General features: G+C 44.3%; 19 protein-coding genes and 1 pseudogene. 16 read left to right on the top strand and 4 right to left on the bottom strand.

Annotation, left to right across the window (positions count from 1 at the left end):
* Window positions 1–25 precede the first annotated feature (25 nt).
* The 3 genes from FEF09_RS35100 to FEF09_RS27740 all read left to right on the top strand — a co-directional run bounded on the left by FEF09_RS35100 (window position 26) and on the right by FEF09_RS27740 (window position 2,580).
* Window positions 26–199, top strand: a complete 174-nt coding sequence (locus FEF09_RS35100; protein WP_409994892.1) for a CPBP family intramembrane glutamic endopeptidase — start codon at window positions 26–28, stop codon at window positions 197–199.
* A gap of 589 nt (window positions 200–788) precedes the next feature.
* Window positions 789–2,030 carry an acyltransferase family protein gene (locus FEF09_RS27745; protein ID WP_186774571.1) on the top strand — a complete coding sequence of 414 codons (1,242 nt, stop codon included), beginning with the start codon at window positions 789–791 and terminating at the stop codon, window positions 2,028–2,030.
* A gap of 85 nt (window positions 2,031–2,115) precedes the next feature.
* Entirely contained in the window at window positions 2,116–2,580 is a 465-nt protein-coding gene (locus FEF09_RS27740; protein WP_146308110.1) for a hypothetical protein, read from the top strand.
* A gap of 39 nt (window positions 2,581–2,619) precedes the next feature.
* Here the strand turns inward: FEF09_RS27740 and FEF09_RS27735 are convergent, their stop codons facing one another.
* The 3 genes from FEF09_RS27735 to FEF09_RS27725 form a co-directional block, all read right to left on the bottom strand.
* Window positions 2,620–3,045: a hypothetical protein gene (locus FEF09_RS27735; protein ID WP_146308109.1), complete on the bottom strand. Its 426-nt coding sequence runs from the start codon at window positions 3,043–3,045 to the stop codon at window positions 2,620–2,622.
* A 1-nt stretch (window position 3,046) separates the two neighbouring features.
* Complete coding sequence (locus tag FEF09_RS27730) at window positions 3,047–3,493, bottom strand: Lrp/AsnC family transcriptional regulator (RefSeq protein WP_146308108.1); 447 nt, start codon at window positions 3,491–3,493, stop codon at window positions 3,047–3,049.
* Between the two features lie 151 nt (window positions 3,494–3,644).
* On the bottom strand, window positions 3,645–4,226 hold the full coding sequence (locus FEF09_RS27725) for a thioredoxin family protein (RefSeq protein ID WP_261387836.1): 582 nt from the start codon (window positions 4,224–4,226) through the stop codon (window positions 3,645–3,647).
* A gap of 781 nt (window positions 4,227–5,007) precedes the next feature.
* On the opposite strand from FEF09_RS27725, the gene FEF09_RS32110 reads away from it, so the two are divergent.
* From FEF09_RS32110 to FEF09_RS35095, 13 genes and pseudogenes are all read left to right on the top strand, one after another.
* On the top strand, window positions 5,008–5,421 hold the full coding sequence (locus tag FEF09_RS32110) for a hypothetical protein (protein ID WP_222597199.1): 414 nt from the start codon (window positions 5,008–5,010) through the stop codon (window positions 5,419–5,421).
* The gene (locus FEF09_RS27720) at window positions 5,352–5,999 is read left to right on the top strand and encodes an ABC transporter transmembrane domain-containing protein (protein WP_222597198.1); all 648 of its coding nucleotides are present in this window, start codon (window positions 5,352–5,354) and stop codon (window positions 5,997–5,999) included. Before FEF09_RS32110 ends, FEF09_RS27720 begins: the two co-directional genes overlap by 70 nt.
* Window position 6,000: 1 nt before the next feature.
* Window positions 6,001–7,368: an HlyD family secretion protein gene (locus tag FEF09_RS27715; RefSeq protein WP_146308106.1), complete on the top strand. Its 1,368-nt coding sequence runs from the start codon at window positions 6,001–6,003 to the stop codon at window positions 7,366–7,368.
* Window positions 7,369–7,393: 25 nt separating this feature from the next.
* Window positions 7,394–8,854, top strand: coding sequence for a TolC family protein (locus FEF09_RS27710; protein WP_261387835.1), 1,461 nt, complete (start codon window positions 7,394–7,396; stop codon window positions 8,852–8,854).
* A 767-nt stretch (window positions 8,855–9,621) separates the two neighbouring features.
* Entirely contained in the window at window positions 9,622–10,770 is a 1,149-nt protein-coding gene (locus tag FEF09_RS27705) for a taurine catabolism dioxygenase TauD (protein WP_146308105.1), read from the top strand.
* A 26-nt stretch (window positions 10,771–10,796) separates the two neighbouring features.
* Window positions 10,797–12,194, top strand: a complete 1,398-nt coding sequence (locus tag FEF09_RS27700) for a pyridoxal phosphate-dependent decarboxylase family protein (protein ID WP_261387834.1) — start codon at window positions 10,797–10,799, stop codon at window positions 12,192–12,194.
* Entirely contained in the window at window positions 12,167–12,319 is a 153-nt protein-coding gene (locus tag FEF09_RS33900) for a hypothetical protein (protein ID WP_261387833.1), read from the top strand. The genes FEF09_RS27700 and FEF09_RS33900 overlap by 28 nt, the downstream gene beginning before the upstream one ends.
* 10 nt (window positions 12,320–12,329) lie before the next feature.
* Window positions 12,330–14,156, top strand: a complete 1,827-nt coding sequence (locus FEF09_RS27695) for an IucA/IucC family protein (protein WP_146308104.1) — start codon at window positions 12,330–12,332, stop codon at window positions 14,154–14,156.
* A gap of 18 nt (window positions 14,157–14,174) precedes the next feature.
* Window positions 14,175–16,127, top strand: coding sequence for an IucA/IucC family protein (locus tag FEF09_RS27690; RefSeq protein ID WP_261387832.1), 1,953 nt, complete (start codon window positions 14,175–14,177; stop codon window positions 16,125–16,127).
* On the top strand, window positions 16,057–16,788 hold the full coding sequence (locus tag FEF09_RS27685) for a creatininase family protein (protein WP_315898197.1): 732 nt from the start codon (window positions 16,057–16,059) through the stop codon (window positions 16,786–16,788). The genes FEF09_RS27690 and FEF09_RS27685 overlap by 71 nt, the downstream gene beginning before the upstream one ends.
* A gap of 374 nt (window positions 16,789–17,162) precedes the next feature.
* Window positions 17,163–17,327, top strand: coding sequence for a hypothetical protein (locus FEF09_RS31105; protein WP_186774572.1), 165 nt, complete (start codon window positions 17,163–17,165; stop codon window positions 17,325–17,327).
* Window positions 17,285–17,575: a hypothetical protein gene (locus FEF09_RS32105; protein WP_222597197.1), complete on the top strand. Its 291-nt coding sequence runs from the start codon at window positions 17,285–17,287 to the stop codon at window positions 17,573–17,575. The genes FEF09_RS31105 and FEF09_RS32105 overlap by 43 nt, the downstream gene beginning before the upstream one ends.
* A gap of 14 nt (window positions 17,576–17,589) precedes the next feature.
* A pseudogene (locus FEF09_RS35095) lies at window positions 17,590–17,834 on the top strand (GNAT family N-acetyltransferase).
* A 3-nt stretch (window positions 17,835–17,837) separates the two neighbouring features.
* Here FEF09_RS35095 and FEF09_RS32095 read toward each other — a convergent pair.
* A partial coding sequence (locus FEF09_RS32095) for a hypothetical protein (protein WP_222597195.1) occupies window positions 17,838–18,108 on the bottom strand: 271 nt, incomplete at its 5' end.

The raw sequence follows: 18,108 nt of genomic DNA, 5'->3' as shown, positions 1-18,108 counted from the left end.
TGTCGCGGTATAGTTCTCTGAAAGGCTGCTCAAACGATATCCTCCACGCAAGGCGATTGTTATTTCGGCCTTATTCTTTGGCCTGATCCATCTGAACCCCTGGCAGGCTTTACCCGCTTTTTGTATCGGTCTGCTGTTAGGCTGGGTCTTTACAAAACAAATTCTATCATTCCGGGATTATTATACATGCTACCAATAACGGTACTGCCGTCTTATTCCTGTTTCTCCCTAAAGAAAACAGGAAATATTGAACCTTGTAGGAATGCCTTACTATGTCATAGTGTGTATCGCCGCAGCACTGATCGTCGTTTTATCCTGCATATACATTCATAAAAAAGCAAGGGCGCTCAGGCCTGCTGATACAGCTGGCAGTGTATGCACAATACACTTTCCGGATGGTCATAAATTAAAGAAAATCATCAGATTATCTCAGGTTGATTGCAGGAAACTGCTTAAATGAGGCATTCCCGGAGTCAGCTTTAAGCGTTATTTTAGGTTAATCGATCATTCAAGAGACACACGGTACTCTGCGTACCGGACACACTATCAACCTTTACTTAGCATTACATCTCGTTTACAGTTACTATTCCCGTTAATGCGAATACATTAAATACGTTTTTTTAGCCCGGATAACCCCAGTTCTTCCGGACATTGAAGATGAGCCACAATTGAATCAACCGACAGGCTTTTACATACCAGAGACACGAATTCAGATAGCTGACAGCACCCCTTCGTTCCATTGGAGCTGAATGAACCATTTCTTTACTGACCACTTAAAACATATGTCCATGGCTACCATTAAACCGGAGCATTACCGGAAAGACATTGACGGACTCAGAGCAATTGCTGTCCTGTCAGTCATTATCTTTCATATGGGATATCTCCCGAACGGGTATTTGGGTGTTGATATCTTCTTTGCAATAAGCGGTTATTTAATTACGAAGATTGTCTATAATGAAGCACTTGAAGACCGCTTTTCTATTATTAATTTTTACATGAGAAGGATCCGGCGTATCATTCCGCTGGTCTTATTTACCACCTTCATCGCCCTTATAATTGGCATGTTTGTGATGTTACCGGATGATCTGGAAAATCTCAGTCAGTCGGTGATTGCTACGAATCTGTTTGCCAATAATATTCTGTTGCTAAAAACAACGGCAGACTACTGGGATGTTTTCAATGATTATAAACCCCTCATGCATACATGGAGTCTTGGTGTAGAAGAACAGTTTTATGTGGTCTATCCCCTGATCTTCCTTTTCCTTACAGGTGCCAGAAAGAAGTGGATTGTACCCCTGCTCATTACATTAACAGTGGTGTCTTTATTCTTATTCCTGTCAGCTTCCTCTACTTATGGACGGTTCTATCTGATCCAGTATCGTTTTTTTGAACTGGCACTAGGGGGCCTGGGTGCTATCTTCTTCAGTAACAGGACCATCGATAACAGGTATAAAATTGGATTCCTGTTTATCATATTATGTGTATTGTTGTTTGGCGTTTATCTGTCACCAGTTGTTAATCTGCTATTGGTGGTGTTTTCTTCGGTGGGATTGTTATTGCCTGGCCATACCAATGAAGGGTTAAGTAATACATTCCTTGAGCAGAAGTACATGGTCTGGATAGGTAAGATCAGTTTTAGTCTGTACATGTGGCATCAGATCATTCTGGCTTATAGCCGTTATTTTGTATTGGAAAGAATAGATATTATCAGTGCCGTGGTACTCTTCCTGATTACGCTGATGCTTTCTGTGTTATCTTATCAGTTTATAGAACAGCCCTTCAGGGACAAGGTGAAGGTCAGTAGCAGGATGCTCTTATCGGTGTCTGCTGTGGTGTTGGTATTGACTTCGGTGTCTTCTCTCTTTTTGTATATGAGGTCTGGTATTATAAGAGATGTACGGAGCTGGGGTTATATACGAAGAATGACGGTAGTTCAAAGGGACACATGCATGAGGCGTATAACTCAAGGATATATGATCTGGACAGGTTATATACTGGTAACAAAAGATCAGGACACTGGTAATAGGTAACAGTTATGCGCGTGACTGGTCTAATATCCTGCTGGAATCAAAATATGGGCAGGATCTGGACATCTGTTACACCTATAATGCCAATTTGTGTAAGAACATCAAAGAACGCCTTTCTAAAGCTGATGTTATCTTCTTTACAGAAATAAGAGTAGACACTTTAAGGGCATTGACACAGCGGTATGGTATTGACACGACAAAGGTGTGGATCGTTGGTAATAAGAATTTCGGCGCCAATAACGGGATATTCTACAGGAAGAGAGGGGATAATAACTATTGTACGCAGAGAGTGAATATCCGGCAGCAGGCACTGAAAATTAACAATGAACTGAAGGCGCAATGGGGCAGTAGATATATTGATCTGATCGGAATGGTGATCGATGAGCAGGGTAGAATGCCGGTCTTTACAGACAGCTGTATGTTTATCAGTCAGGATACCCGACACCTGACCCGTGCAGGCGCTATTTATTTCGCCCGTCTGATAGATCATGATAAGTCTTTTACCTTGTTGAACAGACCATCCGGCGGCCCTACTGCCAGTGTGGTATATTAGGGATTTCTACGCAATACCCGGCATTTACTGACAACACTATTAAGCGGAATACACAGTTGCTTTATCGGGCGCCTTCCAATACAGCCGGGAATCTTTGCTCCTCAGCAGGTCCCGGCTGTAAAACCGGAAGATGTAATCTTTTTTCAGGAAAGGTTGCCGGAGAAAGGCGGCCAATGTCTCGTCGGTGAGCATGTCAACATTTGCGGTCAGCAGATAATCTGCAATTGTACCGGTATAGAATAAGGTGATCGTTTCATGATAACCCGATTCCTCTGTGTTTTTTCCACCAATACTTTCGTTATATCTTTTGATACCACTTCTTATCTTTTCAATGGCCTGTGGCAGGGGGAATTGTGTGCAATACCATAGTGCCATGACAAAATGGTTAACATGCGTCCATTCTTCTTTGGGGAGTGTGCAGGCCTCAAATTTTTCAATCAGTCGTCTGAGTTCAGTGATGTTCATATCAGAATGCTTTGGAGTTAATTTCTTCTTTATAGCTTCTCAGAATGATGGTAGTACTTGTACGTGTGATGCCTTTGATGGTCTTTATCTTATTCACCAGCAAATTTTCGAGTGCGGCTGTATCTTCCACCAATACTTTTAACAAGAGGTCATAGTCACCCGCTACATGATGACATTCCAGTACTTCATCTATAGCAATAACCTGATCTTTTACATTGGTATTTTTCGAGTGATCGATCCAGATATTAATAAAGGCGAGCAACCGTAAAGAAAGCGTTTCTCTGTTCACTTTGATGGTATAACTATCAATGATACCGGACCTGCTGAGCTTTCGTAGTCTTTCCGTGACAGCGGGGAGGGAGAGGTTAATTTTCCGGGCAATATCAGCACCGGTGATCCGTGCGTTTTGTATCAGCAACCGGAGGATCTTACTATCAGACTTATCCATAGTTATCTGTATGATTGTAAGGCAAAGCTACTATAGTCTTTATTATATACGGCACATATCTCTCAGAACAAGCGGATATTCGTATTTTATATACAAAATATTAATAATCGCCAGATAAAACAGTTGCAGGTTCAGGTATGGGTAAATATGTTTATGCTTCCTGCTGCTGCAGGGCCATGCTTAACATGGTATACAACTCTTCCTGTATGTCAACACCTTTGTTGTTATTGTACCAGTTTTGCATTTCCACTTTGATTGTTTCAGAGGAGGCCTGATTACTCAACAGGGTTTTATACATGATCTGGCAGTCTTTGGGACGTGGGCCCCAGATACCGATATCTTTTCCGTCTGCATCGCGAACGACTAATTTTGGAATTGATCGGGTACCATTGGTCAGGTAATGTTCGATGTTAAATGGTTCGCTATCTCTTAATTCAAATGACAGATTAATGAAAGGATTCAGGTCTGCCATCATCTTCATGAATGGAACGCTATGTGATGCATCGCCGCACCATGCTTCGGTAATCACGATCCACTGTTGTGGTGTGGTGATCTTCTCAACAAGTGCAATCAGTTTCGCGGACAGTTTACCTGTTTTAAACCAGCGGTTCATGCGTGAACGGTTCAGTTTCACATATTCAAGATATGCATGATTGCTATATGGAGCAGTATGTTCTTCGGCACTTTTTGATAATATGTCATCGAAAAGGGCCTGATATTCCGTAAAGGTCATATACTTTAAATTACTTAAAAAAACGGTACAAAGATCCTGCATAAGAATTTAATACAGCGGTATTAATCAGAGAATATGTGGTAGAAATAAGTGACAGGCGAAGGGCGTGTGGGTCTTTTTTTGCATGTTTAAGCCCCGCTGGGATAGTAATCTTTTGTTAAATTGATTGTTAAGAAATCCCTCAGGTTTGTATAAAAGCCCCCGAGTCACTATATTTGCGAAAGTGGATATAGTGAACAGTTTAAGAAACAAATCAACAAAGGGGATAATATGGATGCTGCTGATGACGGTGTTCACCATAAAGTCCTGTGATTTTCTTATTGATTACTATGCTACTTACAAGTATTACGACGTTGAGAATACGAATAACGATGAAACTCCGGGTCCCGATACAAACGAGGACTGTTTCAATAAAAGCGCTAAAAAGCTTTTTTCTTATTTTGAGAACGACTTAAATTTTACAGTTACCTGGGCATTTCCTCCATCCACTTTTTGGTGTGTGTACAGCTACACAATCTTTAAAGAACCGCTCAGGGATGTTCTCACGCCACCTCCACTCCATATAGCCTGATATTACATGTAAGGACGCGACGTGCTTTCCCGTATACCGGGTAGGTTCGTATTGGCTGATGATGCCATGTTTTGGTTTATTTCGGTGCATAACACTAGTGCGTATGCTCAGGGGATTGTCATGTGTATACATCCCGCGGACAGGCGTACGTAACATCGTAATATCACCACGCGAGTTAGTTTATTTATTATCAGATATTAATATCTTTTTATGAAGAATAAGAAGCATGCCAATGCTCCTTCGCCCTGGCAAAGACTGGTGCGTTTGCTACATCATGAGCGTAGCTCTATTAACTACATTTTTATTTATGCTGTATTGATCGGTATAATCGGACTTACGCTGCCTTTAGGTACTACGGCGGTGTATAATCTGCTTTCCAACGGATCAATGTATAGCTCCACCTACATACTGATAGCTGTGGTATTGATAGGTGTGGTGATTGTAGGCGCACTTTTAATTGGCCAGCTTACACTGGTCGAGTTTATTGAACAGAAAATATTTGCCAAGGCATCGATGGAATTTGCTTTCCGTCTGCCGCGTATTAAAAAGAAGAGTTGCAGGGGGAGCATCCACCGGAACTGGTCAACCGCTTTTTTGATATTCTCACTATACAGAAAGGACTGACAAAACTGTTGGTGGATATCGTCGCAGCTGCTGTACAGATATTTTTCAGTGCGATACTCCTCTCGTTCTATCATCCCGTATTCATGGCCGTAGGTCTTTTTGCCCTGCTGGCTATTGCATTGGTGATCCTGCTTTATTACAAGCAAGGCGTACAAACCAGTATTGACGAATCAGGTCATAAATATGAACTGGTCGCCCATCTGGAAGATGTAGCGGCCGATCTGGATAAATACCGTGGTAAGCCTGAAATGATGGATAAAGTCATTAAGACCACCGATGAGATTACCGCCCGCTATCTCATGGCCCGTAATGATCATTTTTGTGTGCTGAAAAAATTCTTCATCAGTTCTGTTGCCCTGCGTACTATTCTGATGGGCGGACTGTTATTGCTGGGGTCATTTTTCGTGGTAGAAAGACAAATGACTTTCGGACAGTTTGTAGCCGCTGAAGTGATCATTGTACAGATCAGTTATGCGGTAGAAAAACTGATGACAAACCTGAACACTGTTTTTGACATGGTTACCGGTAGTGAAAAACTGGCTGTAGTAACTGATCTGGAATTAGAGGAGGGAAAATAAAATGGGGAAATTAGCAAATAGCAGCTTACACGATAAGCAAATAGAAACGTTGGCGACACAGTCACAGACAGAACTTATTAAAGTAAAGGGTTCGCGCATATTAGGCAGGATCATCACCATTTGCCTCATCCTGTTGATTATTATTTTATTCCTGCCATGGCGTCAGACGATTCCGGGTAAGGGGACAGTAACGGCACTGAGACCGGAGGACCGTCCGCAGACCGTACAGAACCAGATTGGTGGTCGTATCGAGCATTGGGCGGTACGCGAAGGACAGGAAGTGAAGAAGGGAGATACAATTCTGGTGATCTCTGAGACAAGTCAGTCTTATTTCGATCCGGAACTGCCTTTACGTCTGGACGAACAGCTGGAAGCAAAGAAAGGCAGCGAAGCAGCGGCCGTGCAGAAGATGGAAGCAACCAACGCACAGATACAGGCACTGAGCAGTGGGTTGCGCTATCAGTTATCTGCTGCGGAGAACAAAGTACATCAGTCAGAAAACTATGTCAAAATAGACAGCGCTGATCTCGTAGCGGTACAGAACTTTTACGAGACTTCAAAAGCACGTTTACAGCGTTACGAGTCTGGGTATAAAAACGGCCTGTTTTCCCTCACGGATATAGAAACCCGTCGCCTGAAGTTGCAGGAAGACAATGCCAAAGTGATCGGACAGCAAAACAAGCTCAATAACTCTAAACAGGCTTTGCTGAATGCCCTGATCGATCTGGATAATATCAGAGCGAAATATCAGGAATCGCTGGCCAAAGCGCAGTCGGATATGAGTTCGGCAATGTCAAGCCGTGCGAGTGTACGCGGAGAGATTGCGAAGTTGCGTAATGATATCTCCAATATCTCTATACGCCGCGGTCTCTATATTGTGCGGGCGCCACAGGATGGATTTGTGGTAAAGACACTGAAGGCAGGTATTGGAGAGAATATCAAGGAAGGGGAGTCAATAGCAACCTTGCAACCCCTGAATCCGCAGGTAGCGGCGGAGATATACGTCGACGCAATGGATGTACCGCTCATACTGGATACGAGTGATGTACGCCTGCAATTTGAGGGATGGCCTTCCGTACAGTTCTCAGGCTGGCCTTCTGTAGCGGTGGGTACTTTCGCAGGTAAGGTATGGGCGATTGACCGTGTGAGCAGTAATGGCGGTAAATATCGTCTGCTGATAAAACAGGCATCTCCGGTACCAACAAATGACGAACCATGGCCTATACAGCTCAGACAGGGCTCTGGAGTGTATGGTCGTATTATTCTCCGCTCAGTACCCTTATGGTATGAGATGTGGCGGCAGCTGAACGGCTTCCCGCCAAGTCTGGAGAAAGAACCTTCTGAGAAGGAATCAAGTGCAAAGAAATGATAAAGCCGGTATACACTTTATAAACATGATGATGAGATTAAGACATTATTTAGCTGCCGGCTTGTTTGTATTACTGCTGTCGCGGGTAAGTGCTTTTGCGCAGACCACGCCGGTAGCAGATACAGGAAGGATGTTTTCGCTGGAAGACCTGGAAGGAATTGTTTTCAAGCATCATCCTATTGTAAAACAGGCGGCATTATTAAGCGATGCAGCAAGGGCCAGTGTGTTGCAGTCGCTGGGGTATTTCGACCCGGCGCTAAAAGCCGCATTAGGCCGCAAATTGTTTGGCAATACAGAGTATTATAATAACTGGGGCGGTGAACTGAAAGTGCCATTATACGTAGCCGGTGCTGATCTGAAAGTAGGGTATGACCGTAATGTAGGTACGTATACGGCGCCCGAGACACGTACCGGTACGGACGGACTTACCGCAGTCGGACTGAGCATACCACTGGGACAGGGAATGCTGATAGATGCACGACGTAGTACCCTTTGGCAGGCAAAAGCCATGGTTAATTACGCAGAAGCAGATAAAGTAAAGCAGATCAACAGTGTGTGGTTTAATGCCGTTAAAGACTACTGGAACTGGTATTATGCCTACAGGGAGTACATGCTGGTGAAGGAAGGGGTTGATCTGGCAATGAAGCGTTTTCGTGCAGTGAGCAGTCAGACGCTCATGGGTGACAAGCCCCCTATTGATTCTATTGAAGCGGGTATCACGGTACAGGATAGAGAAATTCAGCTGGCAAAAAGCGTCATAGAAGTGCAGAACGCTATGCTGATACTCTCCAACAACCTTTGGAATGAAAATGGGGCGCCATTGGAGCTGCCTGTTGATGCCATTCCGCAACCGGTAGATCAGGATCTTAACCTGCCCGACAGGAACCTGCTGGATACATTACTGGGACAAGCCGACAGACAGCACCCCGAACTGGTGAAATTGCGGGCCAAAGGAGACCAGCTTGATATCGAACGCCGGTACAGGCAGGAGCTGCTGAAACCTAAGATAAACATCAGCGGTGCATTATTATCTACCCGCAGGGACTTTGGTTCCCATGTGCCGGATTACTATGATTTTAACTGGAGCAATTACAAGGTAGGCGTAGAGTTTGCTTTTCCGCTGTTTTTACGTTCAGAACGTGGTAAGTTGAAAGAAGTAAAGATCAAACAGCAACAGCTAAACTATGATCTGGTGCAGTCCGGTCGTGAAATCGGGAATAATATCACGGCTTCATATAATAGTCTGACAGCATATAAGTCGCAGATGACGGTACAGATCCAGAGTATCAACAATCAGCAGTTACTGCTGACCGGTGAATTACAGAAATTCGATCTGGGGGAAAGTACGCTGTTCCTGATCAATAGCCGTGAAAGTAAGCTGATCGATATGAAAATAAAGCGGGAGAGCATTATATCAGGTTATCAGAAGAAACTGGCTGAACTGTATTATAAAGCAGGTACAAGACAGCCCCAACAAAACTTATAAACAGGAAGCGTCCCGCAGAGGGACAACATATCGATGGCAATCCCGGCTACTTCAGTGGCCGGGATTTTTATTTACAGCCTTTTTACCCCATGACCCTAAAAACCAGATACTTCACCATTTTTTCCGTGTCCCAGTGCTGATATTTGCATGAAGTAATACATAACAGGGTAGATATGGGAAAAAGCATTCCGGAGAATTATTTAAGCCGAATGCTTTTCAGGGAGGTGAAGAAAATATTGCGGCCGCCACGATATTTTCTTCCAAAAGAGGAAATGGATTTTCTTGGATAACTTAATTGCTTCACGCTCATTTATAAATAGCCTTTGGATGAATTCAAAGGCTATTTTTATGTCAACTATAAGTGATCATTATGAAACATTTTCTCCTGCATCGAGATTGCAAAGATGAAATAAAATGTGTACTTTTGCTTAGTTAGTTACCCCATTTAATTTTTTGAAAATATTTATACGAAAAGTACTATTTACCTTATTCCGTTTTAGCTGCTTTAATGAAAAAATAATATTGTTAACCTCCGAAACCCGCCACCAGATGTCTTTTCCTGATTGCGTAAAATGTTTTCCGCTTTTGATTATCGCACTCAACGCAGATGATGCAAATTTGTGACGCTTAGTTAATCCGATAAGCATTTATAGCATTAAAAGACTACTTTTTGCATGTTGTTGTTACTGAAATTTCATGTAACAACATATGTCAGACCCTTATTAATCATTTTCATTCTCAACCTTGACGTTAAAACATTTTATTGAATGAGACCCTCAGACGTGACACCCACAATTAGCCCAGGAGCACAGGAGCTTCCCCGCGTAATGCCTTTTGCTGCCGAACCTCCGCTACAGCCTTTGATAATAGATATCACTGAAGAAGAAAAACTGGAAATTACTTACATCGGGAAAAAGCTGAAAAGAAAGTATAAGAGCTATGATGATCCCGGTTTTATTTCGATGCTACACTTAAATGCCTACACGCTTTTACCAGAGCGTATTGCAAAGGTGTTGAGTAATTTCGGAACAGACTTTTCCGACCAGCAATACGGAGCTGTCGTATTGCGTGGATTAATAGAAATAGGTCAGGACGAATTAGGCCCCACACCCCGCTCATGGCAGGAAACAGACTATGAAAAGATTGTGGAGTATGGCTTCATCTCCTCTTTGTTACATGGTGCTGTACCTTCCAAGCCAGTTGAGTATTTTGCCCAGAGAAAAGGAGGTGGTTTAATGCATGCCATTATTCCTGATGAAAACATGAGTTTCACACAAACAGGCTCAGGTTCCCGTACAGATCTCTTTGTGCATACTGAAGATGCTTTTCTGCATAATGCTGCTGATTTCCTGAGTTTCCTTTTCCTGCGTAATGAGGAACGTGTGCCTTCCACTTTGTATTCCATCCGTTCTCATGGCAGACCAGATGCAATACTACAGGAGCTTTTCAAGCCTATATACAAGTGTCCGAAGGATGCTAACTATGCTTCAGAAGAGGCCTTGGGAGACGATATCAGAACATCTGTATTATATGGTAGCAGATCCGCGCCTTTTATGCGTTTTGATGCCGCAGAACAGATCTATAATGAAGATGCTAATCAGGATCCTGAGGCCCTGCATAATCTGAAAAGATTCTGGGAAGAGGCCCGTAAGCTGATATATAATGACTTCGTGCCTGAATCAGGTGACCTGATCTTTGTGAATAATCATCTTTGCGCTCATGGCCGGAATGCTTTTCTGGCGGGCTTCAGAGAGGAAAACGGTCAGCTGGTGAAATGCGAACGCCGTCTGATGTTACGTATGATGAGCAAGACCAGCCTGATTAACATCCGTGAAGTAACCCATCCTGAAAACCCTTATCTCATCATGGAAGAGCACTACGGTAAAGTATACGGCTCTCACCTCGCAAACCTTTAATCAACCCGGAAAATTATCATCCACATATGAGTACTACCGCATTTGCAGGCTGGGAACAGCCGCTGCAGGACATTGTATTGCCTGTAAAGGAAACCTATAAAGATATTTTTCATCAGGGATCTGCTGCTGAATATGAAAATGCCATCAATGGTGCAAAAGAATTGGTCACCAATTTCCTGCATCGCAACCGGCAGCCTTTCAGTGGTGTTTCTTCAACTGCATTAAAAGCAGCATTTGCTGCAGTAGATTTCGATACCCCATTACCTGATTATGAAAGTCTCCTGCAGGAAGTGCAGGAATTGTATGTAAAACATGCCACTGCTTTTCATCTGCCTGCCTATATCGCACACCTGAATTGTCCGGTCGTGATACCGGCAGTCGCTGCTGAAGTATTGATCGCTGCCATTAACTCTTCTCAGGATACATGGGACCAGAGTGCCGGTGGCACACTGATGGAACAGCAGCTGATCAGCTGGACAGCCCGTGAAATAGGCTTTGGTACTGTTGCAGATGGCGTATTTACGGCAGGAGGCTCACAGAGTAATCTGATGGGTTTATTGCTCGCAAGAGATCACTATGCTATTACACATGGTGGCCATAATATAAAGAAGCAGGGATTACCTGCAGATGCTTCCCGGTATCGCATTTTTATTTCAGAAAAAGCACATTTCAGTAACCATAAAGGTGCTGCATTGTTAGGGCTGGGAGAGCAGGCACTGGTGGAAATAAAAACAGATGCACGCTTCCGCATGGATGCTGCTGTATTGGAAGAAGCGATTGCCAGAGAGATCCGGGAAGGGAACATTCCTATTGCAATTGTGGCAACCGCAGGTACAACTGATTTCGGTAATCTTGATCCGCTGGCTGATATCGGCCGTATTGCGGCTAAATACCAACTGTGGTATCATATAGATGCTGCATACGGCTGTGGACTGCTGCTCACGGAGAAGTACCGCCATTTGCTGGACGGTATGGAAACGGCGCATTCTGTTACGATTGACTATCATAAGTCATTCTTTCAGCCTATCAGCAGCAGTGCGTTTATTGTGAAAGACAGACAATATCTGCGCCTGTTACGCATGCATGTGGATTATCTCAATCCGAAAGATGAAGACTATGATGATCTGAATCAGATTAATAAGTCCATCATGCAAAGTACCCGCCGCTTCGATGCACTTAAGCTGTGGTTCACCTTACGACTGATGGGCAAACAAAAGCTGGGCGCCTATACAGAAACGATTATAGAAACAGCTGAAAAGGCCGCAGAAGTGATCGGACTGGATCCTGAACTGGAGCTGCTCAGTTATTCAGATATAGGCGTAATACTATTCCGATATGCACCGGAGCAGTATAATACTGCTGATCTGGATGCCCTGAATCAGTATATCAAAAGACAATGTTTAACAGCGGATTGGTATTGGTAGCCAGTACACGTGTCAATGGTAATTTCTATCTGAAATTCACCATGTTGAATCCGTTAACCACCCTTGACGACGTGCACTTTATTCTTAACACCATCAAACAGACCGGTGCTGCATGGCGCCAATAAAGCCAAATTTATGAATCCACAAACGAATAATATATCAGCAGCAGAAGCAGTAGCGCATCTGCAACCAGACACCTGGCTGAAGGTGAACAGACTACATGTGCGTAAGATCATTGCCGAGTTTGCGCATGAATTACTGATAACGCCGGTACTACAAGCAACAACAGCTGGCTGGGGACACTATACTTTATCACCGGTGGCAGGAATTGAGTATCGCTTCCGTGCCCAGATACTGAGTCTTGATCACTGGCACATAGATACTGACTCAATAGAAAAAGAAGTAAACGGTACAACTGTGCCTTTGGATGCAGTACACTTTATTACTGAGTTCAGTGAGCAACTCGGATTTGATCCTGTACTGTTACCTACCTATCTGGAAGAGATCATCAGTACGCTCTATGGCAGTGCCTATATGCATACTTATAATACCACCACAGCGGCTGAATTGACAAAGGCCGATTATCAGGATATAGAGCACGCTATGATGGCTGGTCATCCCTGCTTCGTGGCTAATAATGGCCGTATCGGGTATGATGCCGCTGATTATCGCAAATATGCACCGGAGGCAGCCACCCCATTCTCCGTGATATGGCTGGCTGGTCATAAAAGCAATACTGTTTTCACTGGTATAGATACCTTACAATATGAAGAAGTATTGCAACAGGAACTGGATGCTGATACGATAGCGACTTTCTATAGTATCCTGAAAGAAAAAGGTCTTCAGCCGGAAGATTATTACCTGATGCCGATCCATCCATGGCAATGGTATAACAAACTGGCCAGTATCTTTTCACCTGATATTGCGGCGGATAAACTGGTGTGTCTGGGGTACGGAAGAGATGAATACCTGCCACAACAATCTGTGCGCACCTTATTCAACGTCACTACACCGGAACGCTTTTATGTGAAGTCAGCATTGTCCATTCTCAATATGGGCTTTATGCGTGGTCTTTCGCCATACTACATGCGTACGACACCGGGTATCAATGAATGGGTAAGCAGCATCATAGAAGGCGATGCCTATCTGCAGCAAAAGGGATTTACCATGCTGAAAGAAGCAGCTACGATGGGATACACCAACCACTACTTTGAAACAGCTATAAAAGGAGAGAGCGCCTACAAGAAAATGCTGGCAACACTCTGGCGTGAAAGTCCGGTTGGTAAACTGGAACCCGGCCAGCGCCTGATGACAATGGCAGCTTTACTGCATATAGATGCACATGGGCAGGCGATGTTACCTGCTTTGATCAAAGCTTCCGGTCTGGATATCAGCAGTTGGCTGCAACAGTATATGGATTGCTATCTGAGTCCGCTGTTACATTGTTTCTACTATTACGATCTGCGTTTTATGCCACATGGTGAAAACGTGATCCTGATACTGGAAAATAATGTACCGGTAAAAGCGATCATGAAAGATATAGCAGAAGAAGTTGCAGTGGTGAACAGTGAACTGGATCTGCCTGAAAACGTAAAACGCATTGTTATTCCGGTACCGGAAGAACTGAAGATACTCTCTATTTTCACCCAGATCTTTGACTGTTTCTTCCGCTTTGTATCACCTATTCTGGTGGAACATGCAGACTATCCGGAAGAACAATTCTGGGCATTGGCAGCTGAGTGTATTCAACGTTATCAGCAGTTACACCCTGAGCTGGAAGAGAAATTCAAACGTACAGATCTGTTTGCGGATGAGATCATCAAAACCTGTCTGAACAGACTGCAGATCCGCAATAACCAGCGGATGATCGAGCCCAATAACCCTTTCAAAAGCCAGCAGTTTGCAGGCACATTTAAGAATCCATTGTCGGCCTTTAAACACAGACAGGTAGCGGTCGTTTAATTATTTAAAGATACTTACATGTTTAATACAGTTACTCCACGGGAGGCAGTAGCACACCTGCAACCCGATATATGGGCACGGGTAAACCGGCTGCACATCCGTAAAATGATTGCAGAATATGCCCATGAACAGATCATACAGCCATCTTACAGACATGTAAAACAGGGATGGGTAGTATATGTGCTGACATCAGATCAACCTGATATAGAATATCGTTTCCGCGCAAAAATATTGCGTCTCAACCATTGGTATATCCTGACCGAATCTATTGAGAAGTTCGTAAAGGGACAACCTGCTCCGCTGGATGCCCTTGCCTTCATCGTAGAGTTCAGTGAACAATTAAATATGGATGCTTCCATGCTGCCGGTATATATGGAAGAAGTGGCAGCAACCTTGTATGGTAGTGCGCATATGCATACACAGGGAGGCCCTTCTTCCGTATATCTGGCGGGAGCTGCCTATCAGGAGATAGAACAGGCGATGACAGGGCATCCCCGCTTTATTGCCAATAATGGCAGGGTAGGTTTTGATGCCAGCGATTATCGCAGTTTTGCACCCGAAGCAGCCGGTCCGATGTCTTTGTTATGGCTGGCAGGACATCAGAGCTGTACTGAGTTTACCAGCATTGCTCCACTTGAATATGCACAGGTGAAACAACAGGAGCTGGGCAGTCAGGCGGATGAATTTGATATGATACTTACCGGTAAAGGATTAGCGCCGGCAGAGTACATTTATATACCGGTGCATCCATGGCAATGGTATAACAAGCTGGCGAATATCTTCGCACCTGATATAGCAGCCAATAAACTGGTATTGCTGGGATACAGTAAGGATCAGTATCGGCCACAGCAATCGATCCGTACCTTTTTTAATGTTGATCGTCCGGAGAAGTATTATGTGAAGACAGCCCTTTCTATTCTGAACATGGGTTATGTACGTGGACTATCACCTTATTTTATGCGTACCACACCCGGTATTAACGATTGGGTGAATACATTGGTCTTACAGGATGCTTATCTGCAGGAGACAGGTTTTTGTACACTGCGTGAGATTGCTAGTACAGGTTATTCCAATCATTATTATGAGCAGGCCACGAAGACGGACAATCCTTACAAGAAAATGCTGGCGGCATTATGGAGAGAAAGCCCTTTATCTAAGGTAAAGGCTGGTCAGCGTATTATGACAATGGCCGCTCTACTGCATATTGATACACAGGGAGAGGCTCTGCTGCCTGAACTGATTCAGCTTTCTGGTCTGGATGCAGATGCATGGTTACTGCAATACATACATGTTTACATGAGTCCTTTGCTGCATTGCTTCTATCAGCACGATATGGTATTTATGCCGCATGGTGAAAATATCATACTCGTATTGGAGAATCATGTGCCGGTACGTACGATCATGAAAGATATCGGAGAGGAAGTATCCGTGCTCAGTGCAGATGTGCCATTACCGGAGATCGCCAGTCGTTTACGCGTACGTGTGCCGGATGAGGTGAGGACCCTGCCATTATTCACGCAGATATTTGACGGTATTTTCCGTTTTATAGCTGCCATTCTCGAAGAGCATATGGATTATCCTGAAAAACGTTTCTGGGAACTGGTAGCGCAGGTTGTGCTGACCTACAGGGAAAGACATCCGCATCTGGAACAGAAGTTTCAGCAGTATGATCTGTTTGTAAAGGAGATCAGTCCGGATGCCCTGAACCGCTTACAGATCAGTAATAACCGTCAGTTACGTAACAGGGCGAATCCTTTTGATGTAGCATCAGTTGGCATTGTAGAAAATCCGATAGCGGCTTTTAGCCCTTCGCCCTCTTACACTAAATGGCAACCGTATGAAGAAGATAGCCGGTATCATTTGTCTCTTCTCTTTTTGCTGTATCCATGTATGGGCGCAGATGCCGGAGCAGGTATTGATAGAAGCAATGACCTCAAGGGAACTGGCGACGCGGATGTCTGCCGGAGCTAATACGGTGCTGATCTTCAGTGGCGGTACGGAGGCTTCCGGTCCTCATCTGGCACTGGGTAAACACAACTATCGTGTATACCGGTATGCCGCACAGATTGCCGACAGCCTTGGTAATACATTGGTGGCGCCGGTACTTCCTTTTGCGCCGAATAGCCCTGTATTGGAGCGGTATCCCGGAACAATTTCCCTGACGGATGAGACCTTTTCTGATGTGAATGAACAAGTTGTGCGAAGTATGGTCGCTTCAGGCTTCCGTTACATCATTCTGATGAGTGATCACTTTAACAGTCAGCGTCCTTTAAAAAAACTGGCTGCAAGATTAGATAGTACACTCCGTTCCAAAGGTGTAAGGGTGTTCTTTTCAAGTGATGGATATGCGAAAGCGAGAGCACAGATAGAGGCCGGCATTGCCCGTCAGGGATTGGTACCGGTGGTCACGGTGGTTTGTGGGATACTGCGGAAACATGGGCTGTATTACCAGCTGCAGTACGCACAGGATATCTGGCAGCGGGAGATACAACACAGCTGGGCAATGGTCCGCTGGATGCTGCCGGTGTATCCGGAGATCCCTGTCAGGCGACACCTGAACAAGGCAAACGCTTTGGCCAGCTGCGTGTGCAACTGGCTGTACAGGAAATACGTCAATGGCTGTCACAGGTAAAACAATAAATGAATGAATACACATGTTATGACTGCCATCATTAACAGCTATTGCAGAGGGTTTTCCAACTGGAGTTGTTATGAAGGTGTCCGAAATATGATAAGACACTTGCGGACTATTTATCTACCACAGGACATACACTTCATTTGCGACTGGACTTTAGTGGCAATGGGCGGGAGGTTTTTATTCCCTTACGTTACTTCTCCGAAAGCGGCTATCATGTATTGATTACCCTGCAATAGAGAGAACGCTTTCAGATGACCGGATCAATACGATTGATGCGAAGGGTCTGCTGACAGTAATAGCGACGCATTTAAAGGCCGGATATCCGGATATACAGCTGCAAAGGCATTAGCTCATCTATCTGCTTTTCCTTGTCCGCCAAGCCGGAAGGTGGGAGTATCGATACGTTTAATACACTGTTGTCAGTAACGGATATCAGTCGTCAGCCAGTGCCGGAGCAATGGCTGGTACAGGATTTATTGCCTCTGGTGGCATGTCTGGCTATCATCAGCAGGCAGATGAAACAACCCTGTTGAGTGCCATATATGAAAGATGTGAACAATCACTGGTGGATCATCCTTTGTTAAACAGTAACAAGTTGACGGTTGTCAATGACCTGTTATCTTTTTTGTTGGGAAAAGACAAGGAGACGCGTCCTTATCCCAATCCTCTGCATAAGGCCTTCTTTTCTGCTGCACTTATTCAACCGGAAGGAAAGCAGCTGTATATAGCCGGTATTTCCCGAAGGAAGATATCACTGTCAGTATACGGCCATTTGACATAGACCGTGATCTGGAAATGGCACATGAATGGTTTAACCGTGAGCACGCAAAGAAGATCTGGAAGATGGACTGGCCATTGCGTGAACTGGAGTTATACTATCGGGTATGCTGCCGGGCAACTGGTCACATAGTTACATCGGAGAGATCAATGGTACGCCCGGTTACAACTTCGAAGTGTATTGGGTAGTGCGGGATATGTTGGCGGACTATTACGATGCTTTACAACGGATTATGGTACACATCAGTTTATTGCGCCGGTAGATCCTAAGCTGAAGTTTTCATCTCCTCCACGCAATGTATGCTCGATTGGGTATTCGCGCAGCCGGCAGTAGGTAAAATGGTCGGTGAAGGATCCGTTGAATCTTTGGCAGCACTGATGAATAAGCGCATGTCGGCTTCCGTGTAGAGAAGGTGATAGAATTGCCACATAAGAAAGCCAATCTCAATTTCTGTTATCGTGAATGGTACTGGGCGAAGTTTCCTGAGAATCAACATCTGTCCATACAAACGAACACTCCAACAATTAAACAAACAA

The organism is Chitinophaga pinensis (assembly GCF_007896845.1).
Classification (GTDB): Bacteria; Bacteroidota; Bacteroidia; order Chitinophagales; family Chitinophagaceae; genus Chitinophaga; species Chitinophaga pinensis_C.
This window is presented reverse-complemented; position numbering and strand designations above follow the sequence as displayed.

Bases quoted from the DNA above. Each gene is read 5' to 3' on its own strand.
- FEF09_RS33900 (WP_261387833.1), top strand. From the start codon at position 12,167: ATGTTTAACAGCGGATTGGTATTGGTAGCCAGTACACGTGTCAATGGT.
- FEF09_RS32110 (WP_222597199.1), top strand. From the start codon at position 5,008: ATGAAGAATAAGAAGCATGCCAATGCTCCTTCGCCCTGGCAAAGACTG.
- FEF09_RS27700 (WP_261387834.1), top strand. From the start codon at position 10,797: ATGAGTACTACCGCATTTGCAGGCTGGGAACAGCCGCTGCAGGACATT.
- FEF09_RS27735 (WP_146308109.1), bottom strand. From the start codon at position 3,045: ATGAACATCACTGAACTCAGACGACTGATTGAAAAATTTGAGGCCTGC.
- FEF09_RS27690 (WP_261387832.1), top strand. From the start codon at position 14,175: ATGTTTAATACAGTTACTCCACGGGAGGCAGTAGCACACCTGCAACCC.
- FEF09_RS32105 (WP_222597197.1), top strand. From the start codon at position 17,285: ATGTCTGGCTATCATCAGCAGGCAGATGAAACAACCCTGTTGAGTGCC.
- FEF09_RS27730 (WP_146308108.1), bottom strand. From the start codon at position 3,493: ATGGATAAGTCTGATAGTAAGATCCTCCGGTTGCTGATACAAAACGCA.
- FEF09_RS27715 (WP_146308106.1), top strand. From the start codon at position 6,001: ATGGGGAAATTAGCAAATAGCAGCTTACACGATAAGCAAATAGAAACG.
- FEF09_RS27745 (WP_186774571.1), top strand. From the start codon at position 789: ATGGCTACCATTAAACCGGAGCATTACCGGAAAGACATTGACGGACTC.
- FEF09_RS27710 (WP_261387835.1), top strand. From the start codon at position 7,394: ATGATGATGAGATTAAGACATTATTTAGCTGCCGGCTTGTTTGTATTA.
- FEF09_RS27705 (WP_146308105.1), top strand. From the start codon at position 9,622: ATGAGACCCTCAGACGTGACACCCACAATTAGCCCAGGAGCACAGGAG.
- FEF09_RS27695 (WP_146308104.1), top strand. From the start codon at position 12,330: ATGAATCCACAAACGAATAATATATCAGCAGCAGAAGCAGTAGCGCAT.
- FEF09_RS27685 (WP_315898197.1), top strand. From the start codon at position 16,057: ATGCCGGAGCAGGTATTGATAGAAGCAATGACCTCAAGGGAACTGGCG.
- FEF09_RS27725 (WP_261387836.1), bottom strand. From the start codon at position 4,226: ATGACCTTTACGGAATATCAGGCCCTTTTCGATGACATATTATCAAAA.